This is a genomic window from Pseudomonas helvetica, from assembly GCF_039908645.1.
Classification (GTDB): domain Bacteria; phylum Pseudomonadota; class Gammaproteobacteria; order Pseudomonadales; family Pseudomonadaceae; genus Aquipseudomonas; species Aquipseudomonas helvetica.
In genome coordinates, this window is the sequence record NZ_CP150917.1 from 6,108,687 (window position 1) to 6,131,988 (window position 23,302).

General features: G+C 60.2%; 25 protein-coding genes and 1 pseudogene. 11 read left to right on the plus strand and 15 right to left on the minus strand.

The window, feature by feature from the left end; translation table 11 throughout:
* Position 1: 1 nt before the first annotated feature.
* Genes AABM55_RS28255 through AABM55_RS28265 form a run of 3 tightly spaced genes read left to right on the plus strand, consistent with a single transcriptional unit; the run spans position 2 to position 1,740 of the window.
* Positions 2–373, plus strand: a complete 372-nt coding sequence (locus AABM55_RS28255) for a YcfL family protein (protein ID WP_347928307.1) — start codon at positions 2–4, stop codon at positions 371–373.
* A 32-nt stretch (positions 374–405) separates the two neighbouring features.
* Positions 406–993, plus strand: coding sequence for a penicillin-binding protein activator LpoB (gene lpoB / locus AABM55_RS28260; RefSeq protein ID WP_054594596.1), 588 nt, complete (start codon positions 406–408; stop codon positions 991–993).
* 3 nt (positions 994–996) lie between these two features.
* Complete coding sequence (locus tag AABM55_RS28265) at positions 997–1,740, plus strand: penicillin-binding protein activator LpoB (RefSeq protein ID WP_347928308.1); 744 nt, start codon at positions 997–999, stop codon at positions 1,738–1,740.
* A 63-nt stretch (positions 1,741–1,803) separates the two neighbouring features.
* Here the strand turns inward: AABM55_RS28265 and AABM55_RS28270 are convergent, their stop codons facing one another.
* Both AABM55_RS28270 and AABM55_RS28275 read right to left on the minus strand, forming a co-directional pair.
* Complete coding sequence (locus AABM55_RS28270) at positions 1,804–2,436, minus strand: LysE family transporter (RefSeq protein WP_054594598.1); 633 nt, start codon at positions 2,434–2,436, stop codon at positions 1,804–1,806.
* A gap of 187 nt (positions 2,437–2,623) precedes the next feature.
* Entirely contained in the window at positions 2,624–4,534 is a 1,911-nt protein-coding gene (locus tag AABM55_RS28275) for an ATP-binding cassette domain-containing protein (protein ID WP_103317875.1), read from the minus strand.
* 50 nt (positions 4,535–4,584) lie between these two features.
* Here AABM55_RS28275 and AABM55_RS28280 point away from each other — a divergent pair, with 50 nt between their 5' ends.
* Positions 4,585–5,049, plus strand: a complete 465-nt coding sequence (locus tag AABM55_RS28280) for a TIGR02444 family protein (protein ID WP_347928309.1) — start codon at positions 4,585–4,587, stop codon at positions 5,047–5,049.
* Here AABM55_RS28280 and AABM55_RS28285 read toward each other — a convergent pair.
* Positions 5,046–6,140 (minus strand): AlgP family protein, encoded by a 1,095-nt coding sequence (locus tag AABM55_RS28285; protein ID WP_347928310.1) that lies wholly within the window; start codon positions 6,138–6,140, stop codon positions 5,046–5,048. The genes AABM55_RS28280 and AABM55_RS28285 overlap by 4 nt on opposite strands.
* 192 nt (positions 6,141–6,332) lie before the next feature.
* Between AABM55_RS28285 and AABM55_RS28290 the strand changes: the two genes are divergently transcribed.
* A complete protein-coding gene (locus tag AABM55_RS28290) occupies positions 6,333–6,998 on the plus strand; it encodes an FKBP-type peptidyl-prolyl cis-trans isomerase (RefSeq protein WP_054594602.1) in 666 nt (221 codons plus the stop codon).
* Positions 6,999–7,067: 69 nt separating this feature from the next.
* On the opposite strand, the gene AABM55_RS28295 is transcribed toward AABM55_RS28290, so the two are convergent.
* The 8 genes and pseudogenes from AABM55_RS28295 to AABM55_RS28330 form a co-directional block, all read right to left on the minus strand.
* Positions 7,068–7,526, minus strand: a complete 459-nt coding sequence (locus tag AABM55_RS28295; protein ID WP_054594603.1) for an Rsd/AlgQ family anti-sigma factor — start codon at positions 7,524–7,526, stop codon at positions 7,068–7,070.
* 175 nt (positions 7,527–7,701) lie between these two features.
* Positions 7,702–8,253, minus strand: coding sequence for a disulfide bond formation protein B (locus tag AABM55_RS28300; RefSeq protein ID WP_347928311.1), 552 nt, complete (start codon positions 8,251–8,253; stop codon positions 7,702–7,704).
* 230 nt (positions 8,254–8,483) lie between these two features.
* Positions 8,484–9,722, minus strand: a complete 1,239-nt coding sequence (locus AABM55_RS28305) for a heme biosynthesis protein HemY (RefSeq protein ID WP_347928312.1) — start codon at positions 9,720–9,722, stop codon at positions 8,484–8,486.
* Positions 9,719–10,843 carry a uroporphyrinogen-III C-methyltransferase gene (locus AABM55_RS28310; protein ID WP_347928313.1) on the minus strand — a complete coding sequence of 375 codons (1,125 nt, stop codon included), beginning with the start codon at positions 10,841–10,843 and terminating at the stop codon, positions 9,719–9,721. Before AABM55_RS28310 ends, AABM55_RS28305 begins: the two co-directional genes overlap by 4 nt.
* 16 nt (positions 10,844–10,859) lie before the next feature.
* Positions 10,860–11,624 carry a uroporphyrinogen-III synthase gene (locus AABM55_RS28315; protein WP_347928314.1) on the minus strand — a complete coding sequence of 255 codons (765 nt, stop codon included), beginning with the start codon at positions 11,622–11,624 and terminating at the stop codon, positions 10,860–10,862.
* On the minus strand, positions 11,621–12,562 hold the full coding sequence (gene hemC, locus AABM55_RS28320) for a hydroxymethylbilane synthase (RefSeq protein ID WP_347928315.1): 942 nt from the start codon (positions 12,560–12,562) through the stop codon (positions 11,621–11,623). Before hemC ends, AABM55_RS28315 begins: the two co-directional genes overlap by 4 nt.
* A gap of 138 nt (positions 12,563–12,700) precedes the next feature.
* Entirely contained in the window at positions 12,701–13,447 is a 747-nt protein-coding gene (locus AABM55_RS28325; protein WP_054594609.1) for a LytTR family DNA-binding domain-containing protein, read from the minus strand.
* Positions 13,444–13,690 (minus strand): annotated as a pseudogene (locus AABM55_RS28330) (sensor histidine kinase); the annotation flags it as partial. The gene AABM55_RS28325 and the pseudogene AABM55_RS28330, both read right to left, overlap by 4 nt.
* A gap of 255 nt (positions 13,691–13,945) precedes the next feature.
* Here AABM55_RS28330 and argH point away from each other — a divergent pair.
* Positions 13,946–15,340, plus strand: coding sequence for an argininosuccinate lyase (gene argH, locus AABM55_RS28335; RefSeq protein WP_054594610.1), 1,395 nt, complete (start codon positions 13,946–13,948; stop codon positions 15,338–15,340).
* Between the two features lie 126 nt (positions 15,341–15,466).
* Here argH and AABM55_RS28340 read toward each other — a convergent pair whose 3' ends face one another.
* Positions 15,467–16,126 carry a glutathione S-transferase gene (locus tag AABM55_RS28340; protein ID WP_347928316.1) on the minus strand — a complete coding sequence of 220 codons (660 nt, stop codon included), beginning with the start codon at positions 16,124–16,126 and terminating at the stop codon, positions 15,467–15,469.
* 125 nt (positions 16,127–16,251) lie between these two features.
* Here AABM55_RS28340 and AABM55_RS28345 point away from each other — a divergent pair, with 125 nt between their 5' ends.
* The 3 genes from AABM55_RS28345 (at position 16,252) to AABM55_RS28355 (ending at position 20,082) form a co-directional block, all read left to right on the plus strand.
* Positions 16,252–16,536 carry a hypothetical protein gene (locus tag AABM55_RS28345; protein ID WP_054594612.1) on the plus strand — a complete coding sequence of 95 codons (285 nt, stop codon included), beginning with the start codon at positions 16,252–16,254 and terminating at the stop codon, positions 16,534–16,536.
* Between the two features lie 266 nt (positions 16,537–16,802).
* The gene (locus AABM55_RS28350) at positions 16,803–17,048 is read left to right on the plus strand and encodes a TIGR02647 family protein (RefSeq protein ID WP_019694230.1); all 246 of its coding nucleotides are present in this window, start codon (positions 16,803–16,805) and stop codon (positions 17,046–17,048) included.
* Between the two features lie 184 nt (positions 17,049–17,232).
* Positions 17,233–20,082, plus strand: coding sequence for a class I adenylate cyclase (locus AABM55_RS28355; RefSeq protein WP_347928317.1), 2,850 nt, complete (start codon positions 17,233–17,235; stop codon positions 20,080–20,082).
* A gap of 6 nt (positions 20,083–20,088) precedes the next feature.
* On the opposite strand, the gene rnk is transcribed toward AABM55_RS28355, so the two are convergent.
* From rnk to cyaY, 3 genes are all read right to left on the minus strand, one after another.
* The gene (rnk, locus tag AABM55_RS28360) at positions 20,089–20,499 is read right to left on the minus strand and encodes a nucleoside diphosphate kinase regulator (RefSeq protein WP_123581052.1); all 411 of its coding nucleotides are present in this window, start codon (positions 20,497–20,499) and stop codon (positions 20,089–20,091) included.
* A gap of 568 nt (positions 20,500–21,067) precedes the next feature.
* Positions 21,068–21,292: a DUF1289 domain-containing protein gene (locus AABM55_RS28365; RefSeq protein ID WP_081013857.1), complete on the minus strand. Its 225-nt coding sequence runs from the start codon at positions 21,290–21,292 to the stop codon at positions 21,068–21,070.
* A 4-nt stretch (positions 21,293–21,296) separates the two neighbouring features.
* On the minus strand, positions 21,297–21,629 hold the full coding sequence (gene cyaY, locus AABM55_RS28370) for an iron donor protein CyaY (protein WP_054594615.1): 333 nt from the start codon (positions 21,627–21,629) through the stop codon (positions 21,297–21,299).
* A 238-nt stretch (positions 21,630–21,867) separates the two neighbouring features.
* Between cyaY and AABM55_RS28375 the strand changes: the two genes are divergently transcribed.
* Complete coding sequence (locus tag AABM55_RS28375) at positions 21,868–22,041, plus strand: lipoprotein (protein ID WP_019694236.1); 174 nt, start codon at positions 21,868–21,870, stop codon at positions 22,039–22,041.
* Positions 22,042–22,050: 9 nt separating this feature from the next.
* The gene (lysA, locus tag AABM55_RS28380) at positions 22,051–23,298 is read left to right on the plus strand and encodes a diaminopimelate decarboxylase (RefSeq protein WP_347928318.1); all 1,248 of its coding nucleotides are present in this window, start codon (positions 22,051–22,053) and stop codon (positions 23,296–23,298) included.
* Positions 23,299–23,302 lie beyond the last annotated feature (4 nt).

A 23,302-nucleotide genomic window follows, 5' to 3' on the forward strand; every position in this document is an offset into this window, starting at 1 on the left:
CATGCGTTTCAAACTGATTACTGTCGCCACCCTGGCTCTGCTGGCCGGTTGCGCCACCCCGCCGCCACCTGCGCCCGGCAGTGCCGCGAGCACAGTCGTGGTGATGAACAAGTTCAACAACATCGCCATAGGCGCGATGCGGGTCGCCCGTGAAAACGGTTTCCTGACCGTCAAGGTCGCGCTGAACAACACCAGCCACACCAACATGACGATGTACTACCGCTTCGTCTGGCTGGGCGATGACGGCTTCCCGGTGGCCGATGAAGAAAGCTGGAAAACCCTGAACCTGTATGCCGCGCAGGCCACGTTCCTGCCAGCCATCGCGCCTGTGCCCAAGGCCACCGACTTCCGCCTTGAAGTCAAAACCCCTTAAGCCCCCCTATTTCGTGACAGAGAGACACTCCCATGTTTGCACGCTTTTCGTTCCTCGCCGTGGTCGCCCTTCTGGCCAGCGGCTGCGCCAACAACTCGCCGGTCCTGGGCGGGAAAAACATCGGTTACGGCGACAGCAAGGCTGTGGAGCTGGTGACCAACGAGTTCGGTTCCACTGACCTGCAGATGATCGCCGAGTCCATGACCCGTTCCCTGGCCCAGTCCGGCATCTTGCAGGGCCGCCCGGTCGTGCAGGTCTACGACGTGAAGAACAAGACCAGCGAATACATCGATACCCGCGAAATCACCACCAGCATCAAGACTCAACTGATGAAGTCCGGTACCGCCCGTTTTGCCAGCGACAACACCGCGATGCAGAGCCAGGTTGACCAGCTCAAGCTGCAAAACCAGAGCGGCCTGTACAAGAAAGGCACCGTGGCCAAGACCGGCAACATGATCGCCGCCAAATACCGTCTTGAAGGTTCGATCAGCTCGATCGTCAAGCGCAGCAGCGATTACAAGGACGTTTTCTACAAGTTCAGCCTGCAACTGATCGACGTTGAAAGCGGCCTGGCCGAGTGGATGGACGAGAAAGAGATCCGCAAAACCACGGAGCGTTAAGCAATGCGTGCATGGATTGGCATCATGGCCCTGGCCTGCGCGTTTGGCGCGCAGGCGGCCCCGAAAATCGCGGTCACCGACCTCGCCTACCAAGAGCGGGTGGAGCAGTACATCCACATCGTCTCCGCACAGAGCAACATGCAGGCGGGCATGTACCACGCCAGCGGCTCGTCGAGCTACAACGAGGTCGAGGCCAGCAGCAGCTATATCGAGCAAGGCGAGCTTCGCAAGTTCACCGGCGACATCAAGGGCGAGATTCTCAAGTCCGGGATGTTCCAGCTGGTGCAAGGCACGCCGTACACGGCCAAGTCCAAGGAAGACGTCTTTGATGTGATCAAGCGGATCAAGGCCGGTAACTACAAGGGCGCCGACTATGTGTTGTTCGGCACCCTGTCGGATATCGACTTCACCCGCGACATCACCTCGCTGGCCAACACCGACAGCTACTCGGCGATTCTCGGCCTGAACCTGGTGGCGGACTTCAGCCTGATCAATACCCGGACGTTTGAAATCACCTCGGCGTTCACCGCCATGGGTGAAGGCCAGGACACCAAGCTGGTCAACGGCAACGACGTCAAAGTGTCGCTGAATCGCCCACGGGTGGTACGTGATGTGTCCAAGTCGCTGGGTGAGGATGTGGCCCGTCAGTTGGCCGAGCAACTCGGTCGCGGCGTTCAGCAACAGCCGGGGCAAGCACCGCTGCGCAATAACCTGCCGCAGGATACGGCGCCGGTTATTCTGCGCTAAGTAACATTCGCGGGAACGAAAAAGGCGACCTCTTGAGGTCGCCTTTTTTGTGCGTTGCGGGAGTTATACCGCGGCTCTGCGAATGGTCGCCAGCAGCCCGGCCGCACCAATGAACAGGCCGGCAAACGTACGGTTCATCCGTCGTTGTTGCTTGGGTGTGCGCAGCAGTCGCAGTACCTTGGAAGCGAGGCCGGTATAGCCGGCCATCACGATCAGGTCCACGCAGATCATCGTTATGCCCAGGATCAGGTACTGCGCCACCAACGGCGCGTGCGGGTCGATGAACTGCGGCAGCACCGCCAGCATGAATACCAGCGCTTTAGGGTTGCTGACATTCACCAGGAACCCGCGAAACAACAGCGCCAGCGGTTTGCCGATCTGCCGAATGGCCGCGTCATCGCTCATGTTGCTGGGCAGTGCGCGCCATTGCTTGACCGCCAGATACACCAGGTACGCCACGCCAAACCATTTGATCGCGTAGAAGGCCGTGGCCGATGCGGCGAGGATCGCGCCCACACCGGCGGCGACAATCGCAATCTGCATCGCCAGCCCCAGTTGCAGGCCAAGGGCGTTCCAGTAGCCGCGCCAGAAACCGTACTGCAAACCACAGGACATCGACGCAATAGCACCGGCGCCCGGGGAAAGACTGATCACCCAACAGGCGGCAAAAAACGCCAGCCATGTCTCAAGCACCATCGCACACCTCGACTCAGACTCGTTATAGACGTCTAAGCTAATGCGCTGGCCTGCGAATGACTACCGATTTTTTGCAGAAAAATGGCCATGCCGACCAGCGTTAGCGGTAGCCTGGCCTATTTTCCGAAGCTGCTCGACAACGCTTCGCTGCCGCGCCAGCGTCATACCGAACGCTGGCAGGCCGCTATCAGGACAGCGCTTCCAGCTCTGCCTGCATGCTTTCGAGCAGTTCCAGGGCTTCCATCCAGGTTTCTTCAAGCTCGGCTTCGCGAACCTTCAGCTTGGCCTGTTCGGCCAGCAGATCACGCAACTCGTCCTTGCGGGCGGCTTCGTAGACGGCGCTGTCGCCGAGGCTGGTTTCAATCTTCGCCAGCTTCTCGTGCAACTTGCCCAACTCGGCTTCGAGTTTGTCGGCCTCGCGTTTGTGCGGTGCCAGTTGCTGACGCAACGCAGCAGCAGCCTGACGCTGGGCTTTCTTGTCGGTCTTGTCCGGATTGACCGGCGAGTTGTTCACCGGCGCATTGCGCTGGCGATAATCGACCAGCCAACGGGCGTAGTCTTCCAGATCGCCGTCGAACTCTTCGACCTTGCCGTCGGCCACCAGGAAGAAGTTATCCGTGGTGCTTTTGAGCAAATGACGATCGTGGGAGACCACCAGCACTGCGCCACTGAATTCCTGCAGGGCCATGGTCAGCGCCAGGCGCATTTCCAGGTCCAGGTGGTTGGTCGGTTCGTCGAGCAGCAACAGGTTTGGCCGGCCCCAGGCGATCAACGCCAGTGCCAGACGGGCCTTTTCACCACCGGAGAAATTCAGCACCGGCTCGTCGATCCGCGCACCGCGGAAGTCGAAACCGCCGAGGAAGTCGCGCAGGGTCTGCTCGCGTTCAGTCGGCGCCAGACGCTGCAAATGCAGCAACGGGCTGGCCTTGGAATCCAGCGAATCCAGCTGATGCTGGGCAAAGTAGCCGACCACAGTGTTTTCGCCACGGGTCAAGCGGCCGGACAACGGCTCGAGTTCACCGGCAAGGTTTTTGATCAGGGTCGATTTACCAGCACCGTTGGGGCCGAGCAAACCGATCCGTGCGCCAGGAATCAGTTGCAGCTTGACCTTCTCCAGCACGGCTCGCTCGCCATAACCCAGACGGGCGTCGGAGAGGTCGATCAATGGGCTGGAAATCTTCACCGACTCGCGAAAGACGAAGTCGAACGGCGAATCGACGTGGGCGGCGGACAGCTCCTCCATCCGCTCCAGCGCCTTGATCCGGCTCTGGGCCTGACGGGCCTTGGTGGCCTGGGCCTTGAAGCGGGCGATGTAGCTTTCCATGTGCGCACGTTGCGCCTGTTGCTTCTCGTAGGCCTGTTGTTGCTGGGCCAGACGTTCGGCACGGGCACGTTCGAACGCCGAGTAACCACCGCGATAGAGGGTAATCTTGCGCTGGTCGACGTGAGCCACGTGATCGACCACGGCGTCGAGGAAATCGCGGTCGTGGGAAATCAGCAGCAAGGTGCCAGGGTAGCTCTTGAGCCACTCTTCCAGCCAGATAATCGCGTCGAGGTCCAAGTGGTTGGTCGGTTCGTCGAGCAGCAACAGATCCGACGGGCACATCAGCGCCTGCGCCAGGTTCAGGCGCATCCGCCAGCCACCGGAGAAATCTCCGACCTGACGATCCATCTGTTCGTTGGTGAACCCCAGACCCGCAAGCAACTTGCGCGCCCGGGCATCGGCGGTGTACCCGTCGGCGCTGTCGAGTTCTGCGTGCAGACGCGCCTGTGCGGCGCCGTCATGGGCGGCTTCGGCGGCGGCAAGGTCGCGTTGCACCTCACGCAGGCGCAGGTCGCCATCGAGCACGTAGTCGACCGCCAGGCGTTCGAGCGTCTCGATCTCCTGGCGCATGTGGGCGATGCGCCAGTCGGCCGGCAGGAAGCAGTCACCCGAGTCCGGGTGCAGTTCGCCCCGGATCAAGGCGAACAGGCTGGATTTGCCGGCGCCGTTGGCACCGATCAGGCCGGCTTTGTGACCGGCGTGCAGGGTCAGCTCGGCGTCTTCTAGCAGACGTTGCGGGCCACGTTGTAAAGTCAGGTTCTGAAGTCGAATCATAATGGCGGCGGAGTCTACCAGCTTCGCTCGCAACTGGCGCGAGTAGCACTATGTCCTCTGACCTGTGGAGCTTTTCCCTGACCCTCTACACCCGACCGGGTGTTGAGGACGCCTGCCTGAAGCTGCAAGCAGCCGGCGCCGACGTTTGCCTGTTGTTGTGCGCCGCCTGGCTCGGACAGCGCGGCGTGAGATGCAATGCACAACGCCTGCAACACCTCCAGCACCTGGCCGGGCCATGGCATGCGGAAGTCGTGCAACCGCTTCGACAACTGCGCACGCAATGGAAAGCCGCTGCCCTCGACGACGAGGAACTGAATACGTTACGCACGCAAGTCAAAGCTCTGGAGCTGGAAGCGGAGCGGCAACTGTTGTTGCGTCTGGAAAATGCGGCGCAAGCATGGCCGCAGGGTCAAGCCAAAGACCTGGCCGTGTGGCTGGAAGGGTTGGCGGCGAGCGCCGCCAACCTGAACCGCGACGCGCTGAATCAGCTGCGCGTCGCAGTGACCGGCACTTAGGAAGCGCTGGTCGGGGTGCTGGCAGTGCTTGCAGCCGCTGCCGGTGCAGGCGAAGCGGCTGGCGTGCTCGCGGATGGAGCAGGTGAAGCCGCCGGTGCAGGCGTCGCAGGCTTGGCAGCCGCTGGAGCGGTTGCCGGTTTTGCAGCGACTGGTTTAGCGGCAGCAGGTTTGGCCACGACTGGCTTTTTCACCGTCGGCTTGGCTGCTGGTTTGGCAGCAGACGTTGCAGGTTTCGCAGCAGCCGGTTTGGTAGCGCTGGACGTTGCTGGCTTGGCAGCGACGGCGGGTTTAGCTGCGGGCTTGGCCGGCGCTTTGGCAGCTGCGGTTTTGGCCGCTGGCTTGGCGGCAGGTTTTGCAGCAACCGGTTTAGCAGCTGGCTTGGCAGCCGGTTTCACCGCAGCGGTTTTGGCTGCTGGTTTAGCAGCAGTTTTTGCAGCTGGTTTCGCTGCGGCAGTTTTCGCTACGGCAGGTTTGGCGGCGGCAGTTTTAGCAGCCGGTTTGGCTGCTGGTTTAGCGGCAGCTGGTTTGGCAGCGGTCGGTTTGGCAGCCGGTTTGGCAGCGCTGGCAGCGACTGGTTTTTTCGCTGCAGGTTTGGCGGCGGCTTTCGCTGGAGCCTTGGCCGGTGCCTTGGCAGCTACCGGTTTGGCAGCTGGCTTTTTCGTGGTGCCAGCAGCGGCGGCTGGCTTGGTCGAACGCAGGGTCAGCGTTTTGCCGACAGCCTCTTTCACGCGACCAATACCCTGGGCCAGTTTCAGGCTTTCCTGGGCATCACGCTTGAGTTGCAGAATGTAGCTGCGAGTCTCGGACTGACGCTCCTTGAGCGCGTCCAGCAGGTCTTCAAGTTCTTGAACCGCATCTTTGGCCTTGGCTTGTGCCTTGGCTTTGCCGGCCGCCGCAGCGTCCTGCAATTTGGTGCGAGATTTGTGCAGTTTTTCCTGTGCTTTTCCGCGCTGCTTTTCCAGTTTGGCGAGCAGTTTTTCAGCATCAGCCAAGGCTTGGGAGCAAGCGTTTTCCAAATGCTCGAGCAAGCTGCCCGAGAGCTGATGGAGTAAGTGCAACGGAGTATTTACAGGCTTCTTATTGGCCGACATGGTTTACCTCCTGGCTGACGTGAGTGCGGCTCATACTAGACCTCTGCTGCTACCGCCGCTAGGGCATGTTGACAGTATCGAGTGCCGGGCGTTGCAGCGATTTGAAAATGTTCTGCGCACACTTAAAAGCAGTTCACCGGTCACAGCATTCTCACTGGCATAATCCTCCCCATCTCAGGCTGGAGAGTGCCCATGTCGCGTTACCTTTTTTTACCCTTGTGCGTGTTTTTTTCAATGGCTCAAGCCGCAGAAAAAGCCACGGAAACCGACGCCCATGATCTCGCCTACAGCCTCGGTGCCAGTCTGGGTGAACGTCTGCGCCTGGAGGCTCCCGATCTGCAAATCCAGGCACTGGTGGAGGGATTGCAACAAGCCTATCAAGGCAAGCCACTGGCGCTGAAGGATCAGCAAATCGAGCAGATTCTCGCCGAGCACGAAGCACAAATGGCCGAGCAACCCGCCGTGCCGCAAAGCGAAGTTGCCTTGGACAAGGAGCAACGTTTCCTGACGGCCGAGAAGGCAAAACCCGGGGTTCGCGAACTGGCGGATGGCATCCTCCTGACCGAACTGGTCGCGGGCAGCGGCGCCAAGGCCGGACCCAATGGCAAGGTGCAGGTTCGCTACATTGGCAAGCTGCCCGATGGCACGGTGTTCGATCAGAACAACCAGGCGCAATGGTTCAGCCTCGACAGCGTGATCAGTGGTTGGCGCAGTGCGTTGCAACAGATGCCGGTGGGCGCGAAATGGCGCCTGGTGATTCCATCCGCGCAAGCCTACGGTGCCGATGGCGCGGGGGACCTGATTGCACCGTTCACGCCGCTGGTGTTTGAAATCGAACTGCTCGGCGCGACGGGCTGAGCAATCGCCCAAACGAAAAACGGTGCGCAATGCGCACCGTTTCAGGGATCGTTTGTATCGAGGAGAAACTCAGGCTTGCTCTGGAGTTTCTTCCTTGTGGGCCGTGTGCAGCACTTCGATCAGGCAATCTTCCAGTTCGAAGCGCTCGTGCAACAGACCGCCGAGCTCCTGGAATTTCTCGGCAACGCACTTGCCTGCATCGCAGAGATCGTTGAACGCCAGCAGCTTCTCGGTGATCACGTCGATGCGCGGGTAAATGGTTTCAGCCAATTCAAGCCCGCGTGTATCACCGAACGCCTTGGCTTCGCCCGTCAGTTGTTCGTAGATTTCGAAGTGGCCGGCAGAGACGTAATCGACCAGGACACCACAGAACTCCTGCAACGGCTTGCGGTTTTCGCCCAGAGTCTCAGGCTTGGCGCCGAGAGCATCATAGGCTCGAACCAGTTCGTGACGCTCCTGCAACCAACGATCGATCAGCAGATGCACTCCACCCCAGCGTTCCTGAGCATTCTGACAACTTTCGAGCATGGTGATCTCTCTTCCCTTATGGGTAATGCCGCCCGCACTCGCCGCAAAACTTGAAAATCAAGATTTGGCCAGGCTGAGCACCATCGAGCAACAATTCCAATGATACGTGCGGGCCAGATTATGCCCGCACGCCAACAGCTTCAAGGTACGCAGGAGATAAAGTTCATACAAGTGTTTAATCAGCCGCCCTGCCCCGGTGCGACGACTCGCCGCTGGGCGGTCGCTGATACGCATACCAGACCAGCCGCACGATCTGGTAAACCCCGAGAATCGTCACTCCGACAAAAAACAACAGACTCCATTCCGGAATACTCAGGTCGAACAGCGTCCAGGAAATTTCCACGCAGTCTGCCGTTCCGCTGAAAACCCTCTCCACAACACACAGCCAGGACATGTCGGTGAACAGGCCTTCCAGACCGGGAGAGCACCCCGACACGTGTTGAACCGAATCACTTTGCAATACCACCTGGCGCCACGCTGTCACCATTCCCGCCAGGCTGCAGAACAGACCGAGCAGCCAATAAAGTAAACAGCCCAGGCGCCTGGGCCCGTGCAGCGCGGCAATCAGGCAGACCATCGTGAACAGGACGAGAAAAAGCCGCTGCAACAGGCACAACCCGCACGGCTTGAGCCCGATAGAGAACTCCAGATAGTACGAAGCGCCCAAGGCCAGGGCGCCCGCTATGAAAGCCATGAAAAACAAGGAACGTGTGCAGGCCAAAGACATGGCTTATCCGTAACAGAAGAGACAGGCAGTTACGGTAGAGGAAAGCCCTCTGGCCTTTCAAGGCAAGGCAGTGCGGAGACTTCGCCAAAGATGTAGGGAAATCCCGACAGAAGAGACAGGATCAAATGTAGTCCCTTGTAAGACGCTGCCTATACCCGGCATGACAAGGAAGAATTTTACGGTATTCAAACGCCGGGGCGCCCGTTCGGGCGACCCGGTCGTCCAGCACCTTACACGCGGGCGGGCACCGGCAAAGGCGAAGCCAGCAGGCGCTTGTCCAGCAACCCCAGGCCTTCCTGGAAGAGCTGGTTGCTGCGCTCGGTGTCACCCAACTGAGCCAGCAGACGTGCGAGCTCGGCACAGGCCTCGGGGTTGCGCTGAACCCGCAAGCTGCTTTCCAGATAGTCCCGTGCCTTACCCCACAGGCTGCTTTGCAAACACAACCGCCCCAGGGTCAGCAGCAAGCTTGGGTCGCCAGGATGGTCCTTCAACCAACCCTCGGCCACGTGCAGTTGCCGCGCCGGATCGCTGCCACGCAGCAAGCCATACAGCCGCGCCAGATGGCTGTCATATTTACGTTTGAGCGCCCCGCGCAAAACCTCTTCTGCCTCGACCTCAGCCCCCAGTTGTCGCAACTGTTCGGCATAGGCCAGCACCAGTTGCGGTTCTTGGCGCTGAGCGGAAGTCAGCTGTTGCCAGGCGCGATTGAGTGCCTGTAATCCAACCGTACCGTCTTCCTCCCGGCGAGCTGCCAGGGTGAGGTTTTCACCCCAGGCACGACGCTCCAGCTCTGCCAGCTCGCTGGCCGGCAGAACCTTGTCCTTGCGCAATTCCGGTAGCAGGCGAATGACCGCCGACCAGTCGCCACGCTGTTGATGCAAACGTTGCAACTGACGCAAGACCTGAACGCTGTGAGGATGACGCTCGTGCATGGCCTGAAGAGTTGTCAGCGCACCGTCGGTATCGCCACGATCGGTCTGCAACTGCGCGTGACTCAAGGCAATCGCCAACTCGGCCTGAGGCTGACGCTCCAGCGCACGCTCCAGCAAGCTGTCGCTTTCGTCATAACGACCTTGCTCGTTCGCCGCTCGCGCAGCCCCCAGGTAGTAGAGCAGCGGCTGGCGTTCGGCTTCAGCAGCGCGAGACAAGTGACGCTGAGCGCTGGCCCAACGACCTTCAGCCAGGTCCAGCTGGCCATGCTCGATCGCCACTTGCACACGACGACTGCGGTTGCGGTTCGACCAGGGATTGACTACACCGCTGGAAGTGGCCACCAACTCGATCAGCATCTTGATGCCCCATAGCACCAGCCAGATCACCGCCACCAGCGCCAACGTCGCCCACAGGCTCGATTCGTAGCGGAAGGTCTTGTAGGCGATCAGCACGTAACCCGAGTGCTGGGCGATGGCCAGTCCCAACGCCCCGGCGGCGGCGATGAGCAAAAACACAATCACATAGAGTCGCTTCATGGGCTGGTCACCGGCGTAGTGCCCGCGGCAGGTTTCACCGAGTCCTCGGCACTGACGTTACGCCGCTCCAGATACGCCTGCACCGTGCTCAGGGTGGTTGCCAGGTCAGGCGTGATGACCGTTACCGGTTGTTTGCTCAACTCGGCAACCTGTTCGAGCATCACTTTGCTTTGCGGGTTGTCCTGATTGAAGCTGCCTTTGAGCACATCCCGCGCCTCGGTCAGCGCCTGGGTATACACCGGCGCCTGGCCGTTGAGCGCGGCCCATTGCGCTTGCTCAAGCGCCAGGCTCAGTGCCAGACGGACCTGAGTCAGGCTTTGCCCGGCGAGCAATGGACGAATGTTTTTATCGGCATTGAAATCGATGCGAATGTAGCGCGAAATCTGGTCCCACCATTGCGCCCAGCGACTGGCGCCATCGCCATCGGAGGTCAGGGCCGAGAGCGAATCGCGCTCATGAAACTCCGGGGCGAGTTCGCTGAGTTCAGCCACCTGATCACGCAAGGCACCCAGTTGCAGGAACAACCCGGTGCGATCCGGTTGCTCGGTACTGCGCAGCGCAGCAAGACTTTTCGCAATCTGCTCGCGGGCGGCGAAAGAGCCCGGATCATTCTGCTCTCGAAGGATTTCATCGGCACCTTGCACCAGTGCCTGAGCGCTGCTGATGTCCTGCAAGGCAGACAGACGCAAACTGGCCAGACGCAGCAGGTGCTCGGCCTCGGCCAAGCGCCAATCCTTGCGGCTGGCGCCCAGAACCGTTTCCAGACGCTGATTCAAGCGCTGCTGGTCGCCCTGCAACTGGATCACCAGGCGTCGTCGGTCTTCCAGTTCATTGGCTGGCGGTAATTGCTCAATCCGGGCTGACAGGCGCTGCTCATTGAGCTTGAGGCTTTGTGCTTGATCGTTCAGGGCCTGCAATTGCCCCAATTGTTGCTGGTTGTTGGCTTGCAGGCTACGTACCTGCCAGATCCCCCAACCGCCAGCGGCAACCCCCGCGGCACCCAGCAACATTGCCAGGATCACCAGCCCTGAGCCACGGCGCGGCTCAGGGCTCTTTACAGTTTCAACCGACGCATCGAGCGCTGGCTGGACGTTATCTTTTGGCAAGGCTGTTTCGCTCACGTATCCATCCTTTGCATTAGAGAACGGGCCGGGTTTCCCGCAACGCCGTTAGCAAAGCCGCGGCACTGGCGCCACGACAATCCACAACTGTTTGGGCGCCGGCGGCCAGCGCCATCTCGGCTACCCGAGGGCTTGGAACAAACAAAGGCAACCGCGCCAACTCAGGCCAGGCGCTGCCCGCCAATTGGCGCAGGTGCTCAAATCCCTGCCCACTGCTGACCACTACGCCGTTCAAGCGTTCCGCTCGAATCCGCTCAGGCAATGCCCCCTCGGCATAGCGCGGCAAGCCGCGACGGTACAGCTCCAGATAATCGACACTAGCACCTTGCTCACGCAAACGCTCTGCGAGCAGTTCACGTCCACCCTCGCCGCGCATGATCAACACACGGGCATCGGCCCGGGCGATAGCCTCGCGCAACGGAGTCAGTTCAAGCAATGCTTCGCTGTCATCGCCCTCCACCGGGAAGCTGACGTCCAACCCATGATCCTGGAGGATCTGCGCGGTCGCCGCGCCCACGCTGAACCATTTCAAGCGCAGTGATTGCGAGCAGTACCGATCAAGCAGATCCACACCGATTCGGGCGGCCGGCTTGCTGACCACAATGACCGCGCAATAGCGATCCATACCCTGAATCACCTCGCGCATTGTCTCAGAGACAGGAATCGGCTCTATCTCCAAAAGCGGCAAGCTGCTGCTGAAAATCCCCTTTTCGGCAAGAATATCGGTCAGCATCGCCGAATCATCCACGGGACGCGTCAACAGCAGGCGCCACCCCGTCACTCGTGACCTGCCTCGCCATAGACCGACGTCAGAATGTCGTTGGCGCCCTGGCCAAGAAGGTCTTCGGCAACTCGTACACCCAAGGCTTCGGCATCGCTGCGTGGCGCACGACCCTCGGCACGAAGCAGCAGCCCCCCCTTCGGATCACCCACCAGGCCGCGCAGCCAGATCTGCTCGCCTTCGAGCACTGCGTAGCACGCGATCGGCACCTGACAGCCGCCGTTCAAATGCTTGTTCAACGCACGTTCGGCAGTGACCCGCGTGGCGGTGTCCTGGTGATGCAGAGGGGCAAGCAGGGCATGAATGTCAGTGTCGGCGCTGCGGCATTCGATACCGACAGCACCCTGGCCACCTGCTGGAAGACTGTCATCGACACTGATCGAAGAGCTGATGCGATCTTCAAAGCCCAGCCGAATCAAACCGGCCGCCGCGAGGATGATCGCGTCGTACTCACCGGCGTCGAGCTTGGCCAGCCGAGTGTTGACGTTGCCCCGCAGAAAGCGGATTTGCAGGTCCGGCCGGCGGGTCAGCAGTTGTGCCTGGCGACGCAGGCTGGAGGTGCCGACCACGCTGCCCTGAGGCAACTCGTCGAGGCTTGCATAGGTGTTGGAAACAAAGGCGTCACGTGGATCTTCGCGTTCGCAGATGCAAAACAGGCCGAGGCCTTCGGGGAAGTCCATCGGCACGTCTTTCATCGAGTGCACGGCAATGTCGGCTTCGTTTTCGAGCAGCGCGGTTTCCAGTTCTTTAACGAACAGGCCCTTGCCGCCGATTTTCGACAGCGGCGAATCGAGCAGCTTGTCGCCGCGGCTGACCATAGGCACCAGCGTCACGACCAGACCCGGGTGGGCTTGTTCCAGACGAGCTTTGACGTATTCGGCCTGCCACAAGGCCAAGGCACTTTTGCGGGTAGCGATGCGGATTTCGCGAGGGGACATGGATCAATCCGTACTGAATAGATACAGCGGATAATAACAGCTCAGCCAAATCCGCTTTGACTTGTATCAGAAACAGCGCAGCCTCCCTGGCCTCACCTGTCCGGTAAAGGAGAGTGAAATCCGTGCGCGAACAGCGGACTAAAGCTGTTGCATCATCTTGCGCACACCCGCGACATGACGTCGGCTGACAATCAGCGCATCACCGTTGAGGCCTTTGAGGAACAGCTGGAAATGCCCGAGAGGCGTGCGCTGCAAGCGTTCGATACGTTCGCGGGCTACCAGTGCATTGCGGTGAATACGTACGAACCTGTCGCCAAATTCGTCTTCAAGGGCTTTCAATGGCTCGTCCAGCAGAACTTCGCCACTTTCGTGGCGCAAGGTCACGTATTTGTGGTCGGCAATGAAGTAGACCACTTGAGCCAACGGGATCAGCTCGATGCCTTTGCGGGTTCGCGCACTGATATGGCTGCGTGGGCCACTGCCGGTTTCTGCCGCCGGCCGAGTCAGCGCCGCGAGCTGGACGCGGTTGGGGCGCTCGGCTTTTTTCAAGGCGTCGAGCAGTTGCTCCGAACGCACCGGTTTTGCCAGGTAGCCCACCGCACTGGCTTGCAGGGCGTCCAGGGCAAATTCATCCTGGGCCGTACAAAACACCACCGCCGGTGGCGTCTCGCGTTCACACAACCTTGCGGCGACTTGTAAACCGTCGAGGCCAGGCATGCGGATGTCGAGCAGCACGATATCGGGCTTCAGGCTGTCGATCAGGGTCAATGCCTCATCGCCATTGGTGGCGCTGGGCTCCAGGACACTGTAACCCTCGAGTTCGCCGACCATACGGCTCAGGCGCTCACGGGCTTGGGGTTCGTCATCAACGATCAGGACATTCATATTGCGCTGGATTCCTGCGTGAGTCTCGCACAAGGATAGCGTAGACAGGTGAAGTGACATCCGTCACCGCGATCCACGCTAAGACTAGCGCGAGCGCCAAAAAGTGCCGTACGTCGGGTTGCAATATTTATCGGTGCCTGCGCAGTTCCATTCGAAGCCAGCCGCGACGTGGCGTCACCGTAGGGATTGCTGCTACACAATATGAACACCCCTCTTCTCTATATAGTCGGCTTCGACACTGACGTCGCACGCTTCGATGAGACTCAGCACATGATCGACAATTGCGCTGACCCTCACGTCCAACTGTAGACGCTTGCCGCGACGACAGTGCTCATTTGAAAAATATCGTTGCGTAAACGCGGCAGCGACTCAATTGAGTATGGTCGGTCAAATAAGAAAAAAACGTAGCGACCAGTGTCACCGACAGGATTGGCAACCCTGTTATTATCCACCGCAGGTTTTAACGCCATTTTCCTTCAGCCGATCACGAGCGAATTCATGAGCACTGACAAGACCAATCAGTCCTGGGGCGGCCGCTTCAGTGAACCCGTCGACGCCTTCGTCGCCCGCTTCACCGCCTCCGTCACTTTCGACCAGCGCCTCTATCGTCACGACATCATGGGCTCCGTAGCCCACGCCACCATGCTCGCCAAGGTCGGCGTGCTGACCGATGCCGAACGCGACAGCATCATCGACGGCCTGAAGACCATCCAGAGCGAAATCGAGGCCGGCACCTTCGACTGGCGCATCGACCTTGAAGACGTGCACATGAACATCGAGGCGCGCCTGACCGACCGCATCGGCGTTACCGGCAAGAAGCTGCACACCGGCCGCAGCCGCAACGACCAGGTAGCGACCGATATCCGCCTGTGGCTGCGTGACGAGATCGATCTGATCCTGGGCGAAATCACCCGCCTGCAAAAAGGCCTGCTGGAACAGGCAGAGCGCGAATCCGGCACCATCATGCCCGGCTTCACCCACCTGCAAACTGCACAGCCCGTGACCTTCGGTCATCACATGCTGGCCTGGTTCGAAATGCTCAGCCGCGACTACGAGCGCCTGGTCGATTGCCGCAAGCGCACCAACCGCATGCCGCTCGGCAGCGCCGCACTGGCCGGTACTACCTACCCGATCGACCGCGAGCTGACCGCCCAACTGCTGGGCTTCGACGCTGTTGGCGGCAACTCGCTGGACAACGTCTCGGATCGCGACTTCGCCATCGAGTTCTGCTCCGCTGCGAGCATCGCGATGATGCACCTGTCGCGCTTCTCCGAAGAGCTGGTGCTGTGGACCAGCGCGCAGTTCCAGTTCATCGATCTGCCCGATCGTTTCTGCACCGGCAGCTCGATCATGCCGCAAAAGAAAAACCCCGACGTCCCGGAACTGGTGCGCGGTAAAAGCGGCCGGGTGTTCGGCGCGCTGATGGGCCTGCTGACATTGATGAAGGGCCAGCCATTGGCCTACAACAAGGACAACCAGGAAGATAAAGAGCCGCTGTTCGACGCCGCCGACACCTTGCGCGACTCACTGCGGGCCTTTGCCGACATGATCCCGGCGATCAAGCCAAAGCACGCCATCATGCGTGAAGCCGCACTTCGCGGTTTCTCCACGGCTACCGACCTGGCGGATTATCTGGTGCGCCGCGGCCTGCCGTTCCGTGACTGTCACGAAATCGTCGGTCACGCGGTGAAGTACGGCGTGGAAACCGGCAAGGATCTGGCAGAGATGAGCCTGGAAGAACTGCGCAAGTTCAGCGACCAGATCGAACAGGACGTGTTTGCCGTCCTGACCCTGGAAGGCTCGGTGAATGCCCGTAACCACATCGGCGGCACCGCGCCGGCGCAGGTGAAGGCCGCTGTGGTTCGCGGTCAGGCGCTGTTGGCCAGCCGCTAAATCGCTAAAAGCATCGCGGGCAAGCCTTGCTCCTACAGGATTTATGTCGTATCGCAAACACGTGAACGACACGAATCCGTAGGAGCAAGGCTTGCCCGCGATTGCGTCCTGAAGAACGCTACAAACTTACTTCTTGGCGCTGATCATCGCCAAAAACCCTGGCATCGCCGCTTCCTTGTCTGCCGCAATGCGTTTGGCATGCGGTGTCTGCTCCAATTGCTCAAGCAACGTCTTGGCGCCTGGCAACTCGGCCAGCAAATCCAGATCGAAGAGCTTTTTACCAACCGCGCAGGCGATGCTGACGCCGTACAGGAAGTACAGGTCCGCCACGCTCAGGGTTGCGCCCGCGACGTACGGCGCGAACTTGCCGTGACGCCCCAGTGACGCAATCCCCAGCAGCAGCTCGGCCTTGGCTTTTTCCTTGATCGCTTCCGGCACCGTCATACCGAAAAAGGCCTCAGGGAAACAGGCGCGAGCCGGTAGTTCGATGTACAACTCGATTTCCTTGGCCAGCGCCAGAACCTGAGCCCGCTCGAACGGTGTTTTGGGCAGCAGCGCAGGACCCGATTGAGTGTCTTCGAGGTACTGAAGAATCACGCTGGTCTCGTTGATGAACCCTTGTTCGACACCCAACACCGGAACCTTGCCACGCGGGCTGATGGCCAGCGCCTCAGGGCTTTGACCGGCGTAAAACGCTACTTCCTCAAAGGGCAGGCCCTTCTCCAGCAACGCATGCTTGACCATGTTGTAGTAGTTGCTGACGGAAAATCCATAAAGCTTGAGCATCACATAGCCTCCAGGCCGTGCAGGGGGTTGGCAGCCACTGTTATAGAACGTCGGGAGCACTCTCGCCAGCAGCATCACACGGCTGAATGCAGGTAAACTGGCGACCTTTCCTTTTGGAGCCTGCCATGAGCGAGCCTAGCGATATCGACAACGACGAAGAAGAATTCGCCGAAACCACCCTGATCGAAGCCATCGAAAACCAGATCGAAAGCGACAACCCGCCAGCAGCCAAGGCGACGTTCAACAAACTGACCCTGGTCGGTTACGAGCGTGAAGAAATCCTGCAATTGATGGCTCACGTTCTGGCCATTGAAATTGACGCACTCCTCGAAGAAGACCGCGCGTTCAATACCGAGTGGTATGAAGCCGCGCTGCGCGCACTGCCAGAGTTGCCGCCAGAAAAGAACTAAAACCCCGCGTGTAGGTGCAAGCTTCTGTGGCGAGGGGGCTTGCCCCCGCTGGGTTGCGAAGCGGCCCCAAAAGCCGTAACCGCTTTTCGTCAGACACACACTGCTTGCTGGTTTTTACGACTGCTGCGCAGCCGAACGGGGGCAAGCCCCCTCGCCACATTAGTCATCGCAAGTTCGGAAAAGCTCTAAGGCAACACTGGACAGCTCGCCCGAGTGCGTTCACCTTAGGGGCGCTGTCGTCTATTCCTAGAAAGTCTGGAGTCCTTATGTCGCTTACCCCTGAGCTGGTTGCCGAACTGGAAATCCTTGCACTCTTCAACCTGGACAGTTCCCAGGAAGGTTTGAAAATTCATCAGACCGCTGCCCCGAAAGCCATTGCCGCCGCACAACGCCTGTTCGACAAAGAGTTGATCACCCAGCCCGATGGCGGTTATCTGACCAGCCTGGGCCGTGATGCCGCACAGAATATTCAGACCGTTCTGACCATTCTGTCTGTCCAAGAAACCGCATAACCGCTGCCGTATCGCCCACGGGAACCCCTGCTACGGGATTTCCGCGGGCAGACTGTCGCTCATCGATAGAAATTTGACGCCAGAAACCAAAATTCAGCTTAAAAGTCCTGAGCATCAGGCTGTAAACTGCCCATCGCCCTGAGACCTTCCCACGTTCGAGCACTGCGAGCCGGTTTGAGCTGACATGACCCGCACCCATGAAATCCGCCCTGATCTGGACGAAGGAATCGATCGCAAGGTTCTCAGCCAGCTGCGTGCGCGCTTTCTGAAGCTCAATGACGGCCGACTGGCCCGAGCCATGGAAGGGTTGTCACCCCGCCAGCAAGGGGTTTTGACCCTGCTGCCGCTGTTCTTCCATGTTAATCACCCGCTGTTGCCAGGTTACGTCTCGGGCAGCACGCCGGCCGGGCTGTCGAATTTCGAACCTGACGCTACGGCGCTCGCCGAAGCGCAACGCCTGACCCGCTCCTTCTCCTACAAGCCCCGCCACGGCAATCCGCCGCGGCCGATTCAGGGTCTGTTCCTGATGGGCAGCCTCGGCACCCTCGCCCAGGCCGATCAAAGTGACATGGACGTGTGGGTTTGCCACGCCCCGGACCTGAGCGAAAGCGAACTCGCCGAACTGCGTAAAAAATGCCAACTGCTCGAAATCTGGGCCGCCAGCCAGGGCGCCGAGGCGCATTTCTTTCTGATCGACCCGCAACGTTTCGTCCGCGGCGAACGCGACACCCAATTGAGCTCCGACGACTGCGGCACCACCCAGCATTACTTGCTGCTCGATGAGTTCTATCGCACCGCCATCTGGCTCGCGGGGCGCACGCCGATCTGGTGGCTGGTGCCGGTGTACGAAGAGACCGGCTACGACCAGTACACCCATACATTGCTGTCCAAACGCTTTATCCGCGCCGATGAAACCCTCGATCTCGGCCACTTGGCGCGGATTCCACCCGGCGAATTCATCGGCGCCGGGCTCTGGCAGTTGTTCAAAGGTATCGAGTCACCCTACAAATCGGTGCTCAAGCTGCTGCTGACCGAGGTCTACGCCAGCGAACACCCGAACGTCAAATGCCTGAGCCTGCGCTTCAAGCAAGCCGTGTTCGCCAACCGTCTCGATCTGGATGAGCTCGACCCGTACATCGTGGTCTACCGGCGCATTGAGGAATACCTCACGGCCCGAGGCGAGCCGGAACGGCTGGAGCTGGTTCGGCGCGCCTTGTACCTCAAGGTCAACCGCAAGCTGACCGGCAACAGCGGCCAGCGCAACAAAAGCTGGCAGCGCCTGCTGCTGGAGCGGCTGGCTGAGGAATGGGGCTGGGATCAGCGGCAGCTGGCAATGCTCGACAGCCGCAGCCAATGGAAGGTCCGTCAGGTCAGCGCCGAACGCCGGGCCCTGGTGAATGAACTCAACTACAGCTACCGCTTCCTGACCCAGTTCGCCCGTACCGAGCAGAGCGTCAGCCTGATCAACAAGCGCGACCTCAATGTACTGGGTCGCAGGTTGTATGCCGCCTTCGAACGCAAGGCCGACAAGATCGAGTTCATCAACCCCGGGATCGCACCGGATCTTGCCGAAGACACACTGACCCTCGTCCAGTCAGCAAACAAGAAAGAGCCTGGGCAGAGCCACTGGGGTTTGTACAACGGCAACCTGGGCAATCTGGAGTGGGAACATTTCGCGCCGATCAAGCGCTGTCGCGAACTGCTGGAACTCCTGACCTGGTGCCACCGTAACGGCGTGATCGACAGCAGCACGCGCCTGGCCTTGCACCCCGGCAGCAGCGACCTGAGCGAGTTCGAGCTGTTCAATCTGCTGGGCAGCCTGCAACAGACCATCGCGCTGCCCCTGACCAGCGTCAGCGAAGAACAACTGCTGCATGCCAGCGTGCCGAGCGAGGTGTTGATTCTGGTGAACGTGGGTGTCGACCCGCTCAAGCATCACCGCGACCTGAACATCCTGATGACCACCGAGCGCACAGACTCGCTGAGCTACGCCGGGGTGCGCGAAAATCTGGTGCTGACCCTTGATCAGGTCACGCTCAACAGCTGGAACGAAGTGCTGGTCAGCCGCTACGACGGCGCCCACGCCCTGCTCGATTGCCTGCGCGATTACCTCAACAATCTGCCAAGCGGCCCACAGCAACCTCGACTGCGAGTGCGCTGCTTCTGCCATAACCGTGCGCAGTTCATCGCCCAACGTGTCGAAGAAGTCCTCGATACCGCGCAGAACCTGCTGCTCAGCAAACTCAATCATCGCTACCTGATCCAGGTCCAGCAGCATTACCACGTGCTGGAACTGATACCCGGCCAGGTCAATCATGTCGCGCTGGCCAGCCTGCCGGCACTACTCGATTACCTGAACCAGGACCTGAACCGCTACAGCCCGCTGCAACTGGACCCGATGGCGCTGGAAGATCACGACCTGGCGCTGATCCTGCCGATGGGCCAGCCCGACTGCATTCAGGTGTTTTACCGCATCAACGATGCCCACGCCGAGTTGTACGTGCTGGATGAATTCAACGCCCTGTGGCAACAGCGCCAGCCGTATCACGACGAGCAAAGCCTGCTGGTGCCACTGCAACGTTTCCTGCAATCGATCCTGTTTCGCCGTGACGCACTGTTGCCGATGGACCCCGCCCAACCGGTGACGGTGCTGGAAACCCTGTACTACCAACTGCTGCCATCGGGCACTAATCGTGCACGCCGGGTCGAGCCACGCCCGGCGCCGCAGACACCGGTGAACAAGCCGTTCTACGACGTCCAGGCAATCGTCGGCAAAGCCGTACCGGGGCAAGGCCAAGTCACCTTGTATTGCAATCAGCGAGAGTTTTCCGAGCTGGAGCATGGCGACCAGCTATTTGCTGTGGTCGCGCAGGAGATCGTCGGGCAGCGTCGCGAGGCGCAACACTATCGCTGCTACATCACCGACCTGGACCTGTCCGGCCTGCTCGGTGATGGTCAGAGCTCCAGCAATCTTTACCTGCGCTACAAGGCAGACCTGGAGCGCGCATTGAACAAGGCGCTCGAACAGGCCTGAGACGTGTCAGAACGTGCAGTCGCCGCCATTCTTGGGTTGCGACTCAACCTCAAGCAGGGTCAGCTTCAAGGTCTTGCCACCCGGTGCCGGCCAGTCGATGTGCTGGCCAACCTTCAAACCGAGCAATGCGCTGCCTACCGGCGCCAGAATGGAAATCCGGCCTTCGTCGGCATTGGCGTCCTGTGGATAAACCAGGGTCAGGTGATAGTCCTTGCCACTGCTTTCTTCACGGCAATGCACACGCGAGTTCATGGTCACGACATCGGCAGGCACTTCATCGTGACCGACCAGCGTATCGGCGCGATCCAGTTCGGTTTGCAGCGCGATAACACCTGGCAGCGAGTCATCCAGGCTGTCGATCAAACGCTCCAGACGTTGCACGTCCAGGCGGGTAAGGATGATGGAAGGTGCGGTCATGATTAAGGCAGACTCCTTTTTTCTGCACGACAAAAGCAAAACCCCGCCAGAAATAGGCGGGGTTTTCACGGACCTCGATGAGTTGAGGCGTATCCGGACACTATCACAGCTCAAAAAATATACAAGCCGCCGCCCCCCAACCAACCAACCAACCAACCAACCAACCACTCAGCCCCCCCACTCAGGCCGGCCGGTAGGCCGCCGTGCTGTTGCTGTTGATCTTGATCCACCCGCCCCTATCGGGAGGCCGAGTGGAGGTGTTCATCAGGGGGTGGGCGCGCAGCGCCGTACGGCGCAGCCGGACACATCGAGAGGAGGTCGTCGCGAAGCAGACCGTAGGCGATGCCCCCTGATGAATGCCGGAATGAGGGAACGCCGAGCCTAGGCGAGGTGCCGTACGCTTGGGGCGAAGCCTTTTGGTTCCTTTTTGGCGTTTGAAAAAGGGACTCGCTGTAAGAGCGAAACCATAAGCGGCCGTTACCGCAGGAATGGATATGTACACCTGCGGGAGATGGGTCGGCTGTCAGGCCGCCATCGCGAGCAAGCTCAGCTCCTACGAGTACGAGGACTAGCGCGGGGATAAGTTCTTGCGCTGTTGGGCCTGGGCGCAAATCACCCGGCGGCGATCATCGTCCGCCGAGCGCCATTCGCGGATATCTTCGACGTGGCGGAAACAACCCAGGCAGACTTTCTGCTCGTCCAGCCGACAGACGCTGGTGCACGGCGACGGCACCGCCGCGCTGACGTTGCTGTACAGCGGCTTCGGCGGACGGACAGGCGCTGCCTCGGTCACCAGATCACAGCCCTTCGAAATCAAGCTTGGCGCCGGCTTGCTCGCCGACAATGCGCTCAAGCATCTCGCCGAGCTGCTCTTCGCTCTTGTCACACATCCAGCGTTCACTTTCTTCGTCATAGTCGAAGTGGAAGCCGCCGGACACGGCCGCCAGCCACAGCTGACGCAGCGGCTCCTGGCGACTGAAGATCAACTGGCTGCCGCTTTCGAACTTGACGGTGAGCACACCGGCCGAGCTTTCCAGATCAACATCCAGGCCACTGTCATCGAAAATATCCTCCAGCGTTTGCTGGGTGGCATCGACCAGATCGTGGAAACGGGCTTCAGTCAAACTCATTGCGGGAACCTCAGAAAATGTCTACTCACGCTCAAGCGCCGCAAGATACGGCCGAGCCCCAGCGATTGCAAAGGATACCGACCACGCACCAGACAAGAGTAGAAAATATCGACACACCTTGCGCCGCTTGATCGCCTGCCCAGGCAAAGGCCCGCCGGACGGGTGGTCCATCGCATAGGCAAGCTGCCGGGTGGCCGGTATACTCCGGCGCAATTAACGCATTTTCAAGGATTTCGCCATGAAGCGCCTGATCTCTTCCCTTGCTGCGCTCGTCGCGGTTGCCTGCCTTGTCACTGCCTGTGGTCAAAAAGGGCCGCTGTATCTGCCCGATGACAGCAAATCGCCTGAAGAACAGGCGAAGTCGTCGCAGTCCAAAGCGCACCAGCACAGCACCAGTACCAGCACCTACTAAGGGAACATCATGGACGCTTTTAACTACCGTGACGGTGAGCTGTTCGCGGAAGGTGTTGCCCTGTCCGCCATCGCCGAACGCTTTGGCACACCAACCTACGTCTACTCCCGCGCGCACATCGAAGCCCAGTATCTGGCGTACGCCGATGCCCTGGCCGGCACGCCGCACCTGGTCTGCTTTGCGGTCAAGGCCAACTCCAACCTGGGTGTACTGAATGTCCTGGCGCGTTTGGGCGCTGGTTTCGACATCGTCTCCGGTGGCGAGCTGGAACGTGTTCTGGCCGCCGGTGGCCAGGCCGACAAGATCGTTTTCTCGGGCGTCGGCAAGACCCGTGAAGACATGCGTCGCGCCCTGGAAGTCGGCGTGCACTGCTTCAACGTCGAATCCACCGACGAGCTCGAACGCCTGCAAGTCGTCGCGGCCGAGCTTGGCGTTCGCGCGCCGATCTCGCTGCGGGTCAACCCGGACGTCGATGCCGGCACCCATCCGTACATTTCTACCGGTCTCAAGGAAAACAAGTTCGGCATCGCGATTGCCGACGCCGAAGACGTGTACGTCCGCGCCGCCCAACTGCCTAACCTGGAAGTGGTCGGTGTCGATTGCCACATCGGCTCGCAACTGACCACCCTGCCGCCCTTCATCGATGCCCTCGACCGCCTGCTGGCGCTGATCGACCGCCTGGGCGATTGCGGAATCTACCTGCGCCACATCGACCTCGGCGGCGGTTTGGGCGTGCGTTATCGCGATGAAGAGCCGCCATTGGCTGCCGACTACATCAATGCCGTACGCGAACGCATCGACGGTCGCGACCTGACGCTGGTGTTCGAGCCGGGCCGTTTCATCGTCGCCAACGCCGGCGTGCTGCTGACCCAGGTCGAGTACCTCAAGCACACCGAGCACAAAGACTTCGCCATCGTCGACGCAGCCATGAACGACCTGATCCGCCCGGCGCTGTATCAGGCCTGGATGGACGTCACGGCCGTGCGCCCGCGTGCAACTCCGGCACGCGCCTACGACATCGTCGGGCCGATCTGCGAAACCGGCGACTTCCTCGCCAAGGATCGCCATCTGGCACTCGAAGAAGGCGACTTGCTGGCCGTGCATTCGGCCGGTGCGTACGGGTTCGTCATGAGCTCCAACTACAACACTCGCGGTCGCGCCGCTGAAGTGCTGGTGGACGGTGATCAGGCAATCGAAGTGCGTCGCCGCGAGACGGTAGCCGAGTTGTTTGCTGGCGAAAGCCTGCTGCCGGAGTAAACCC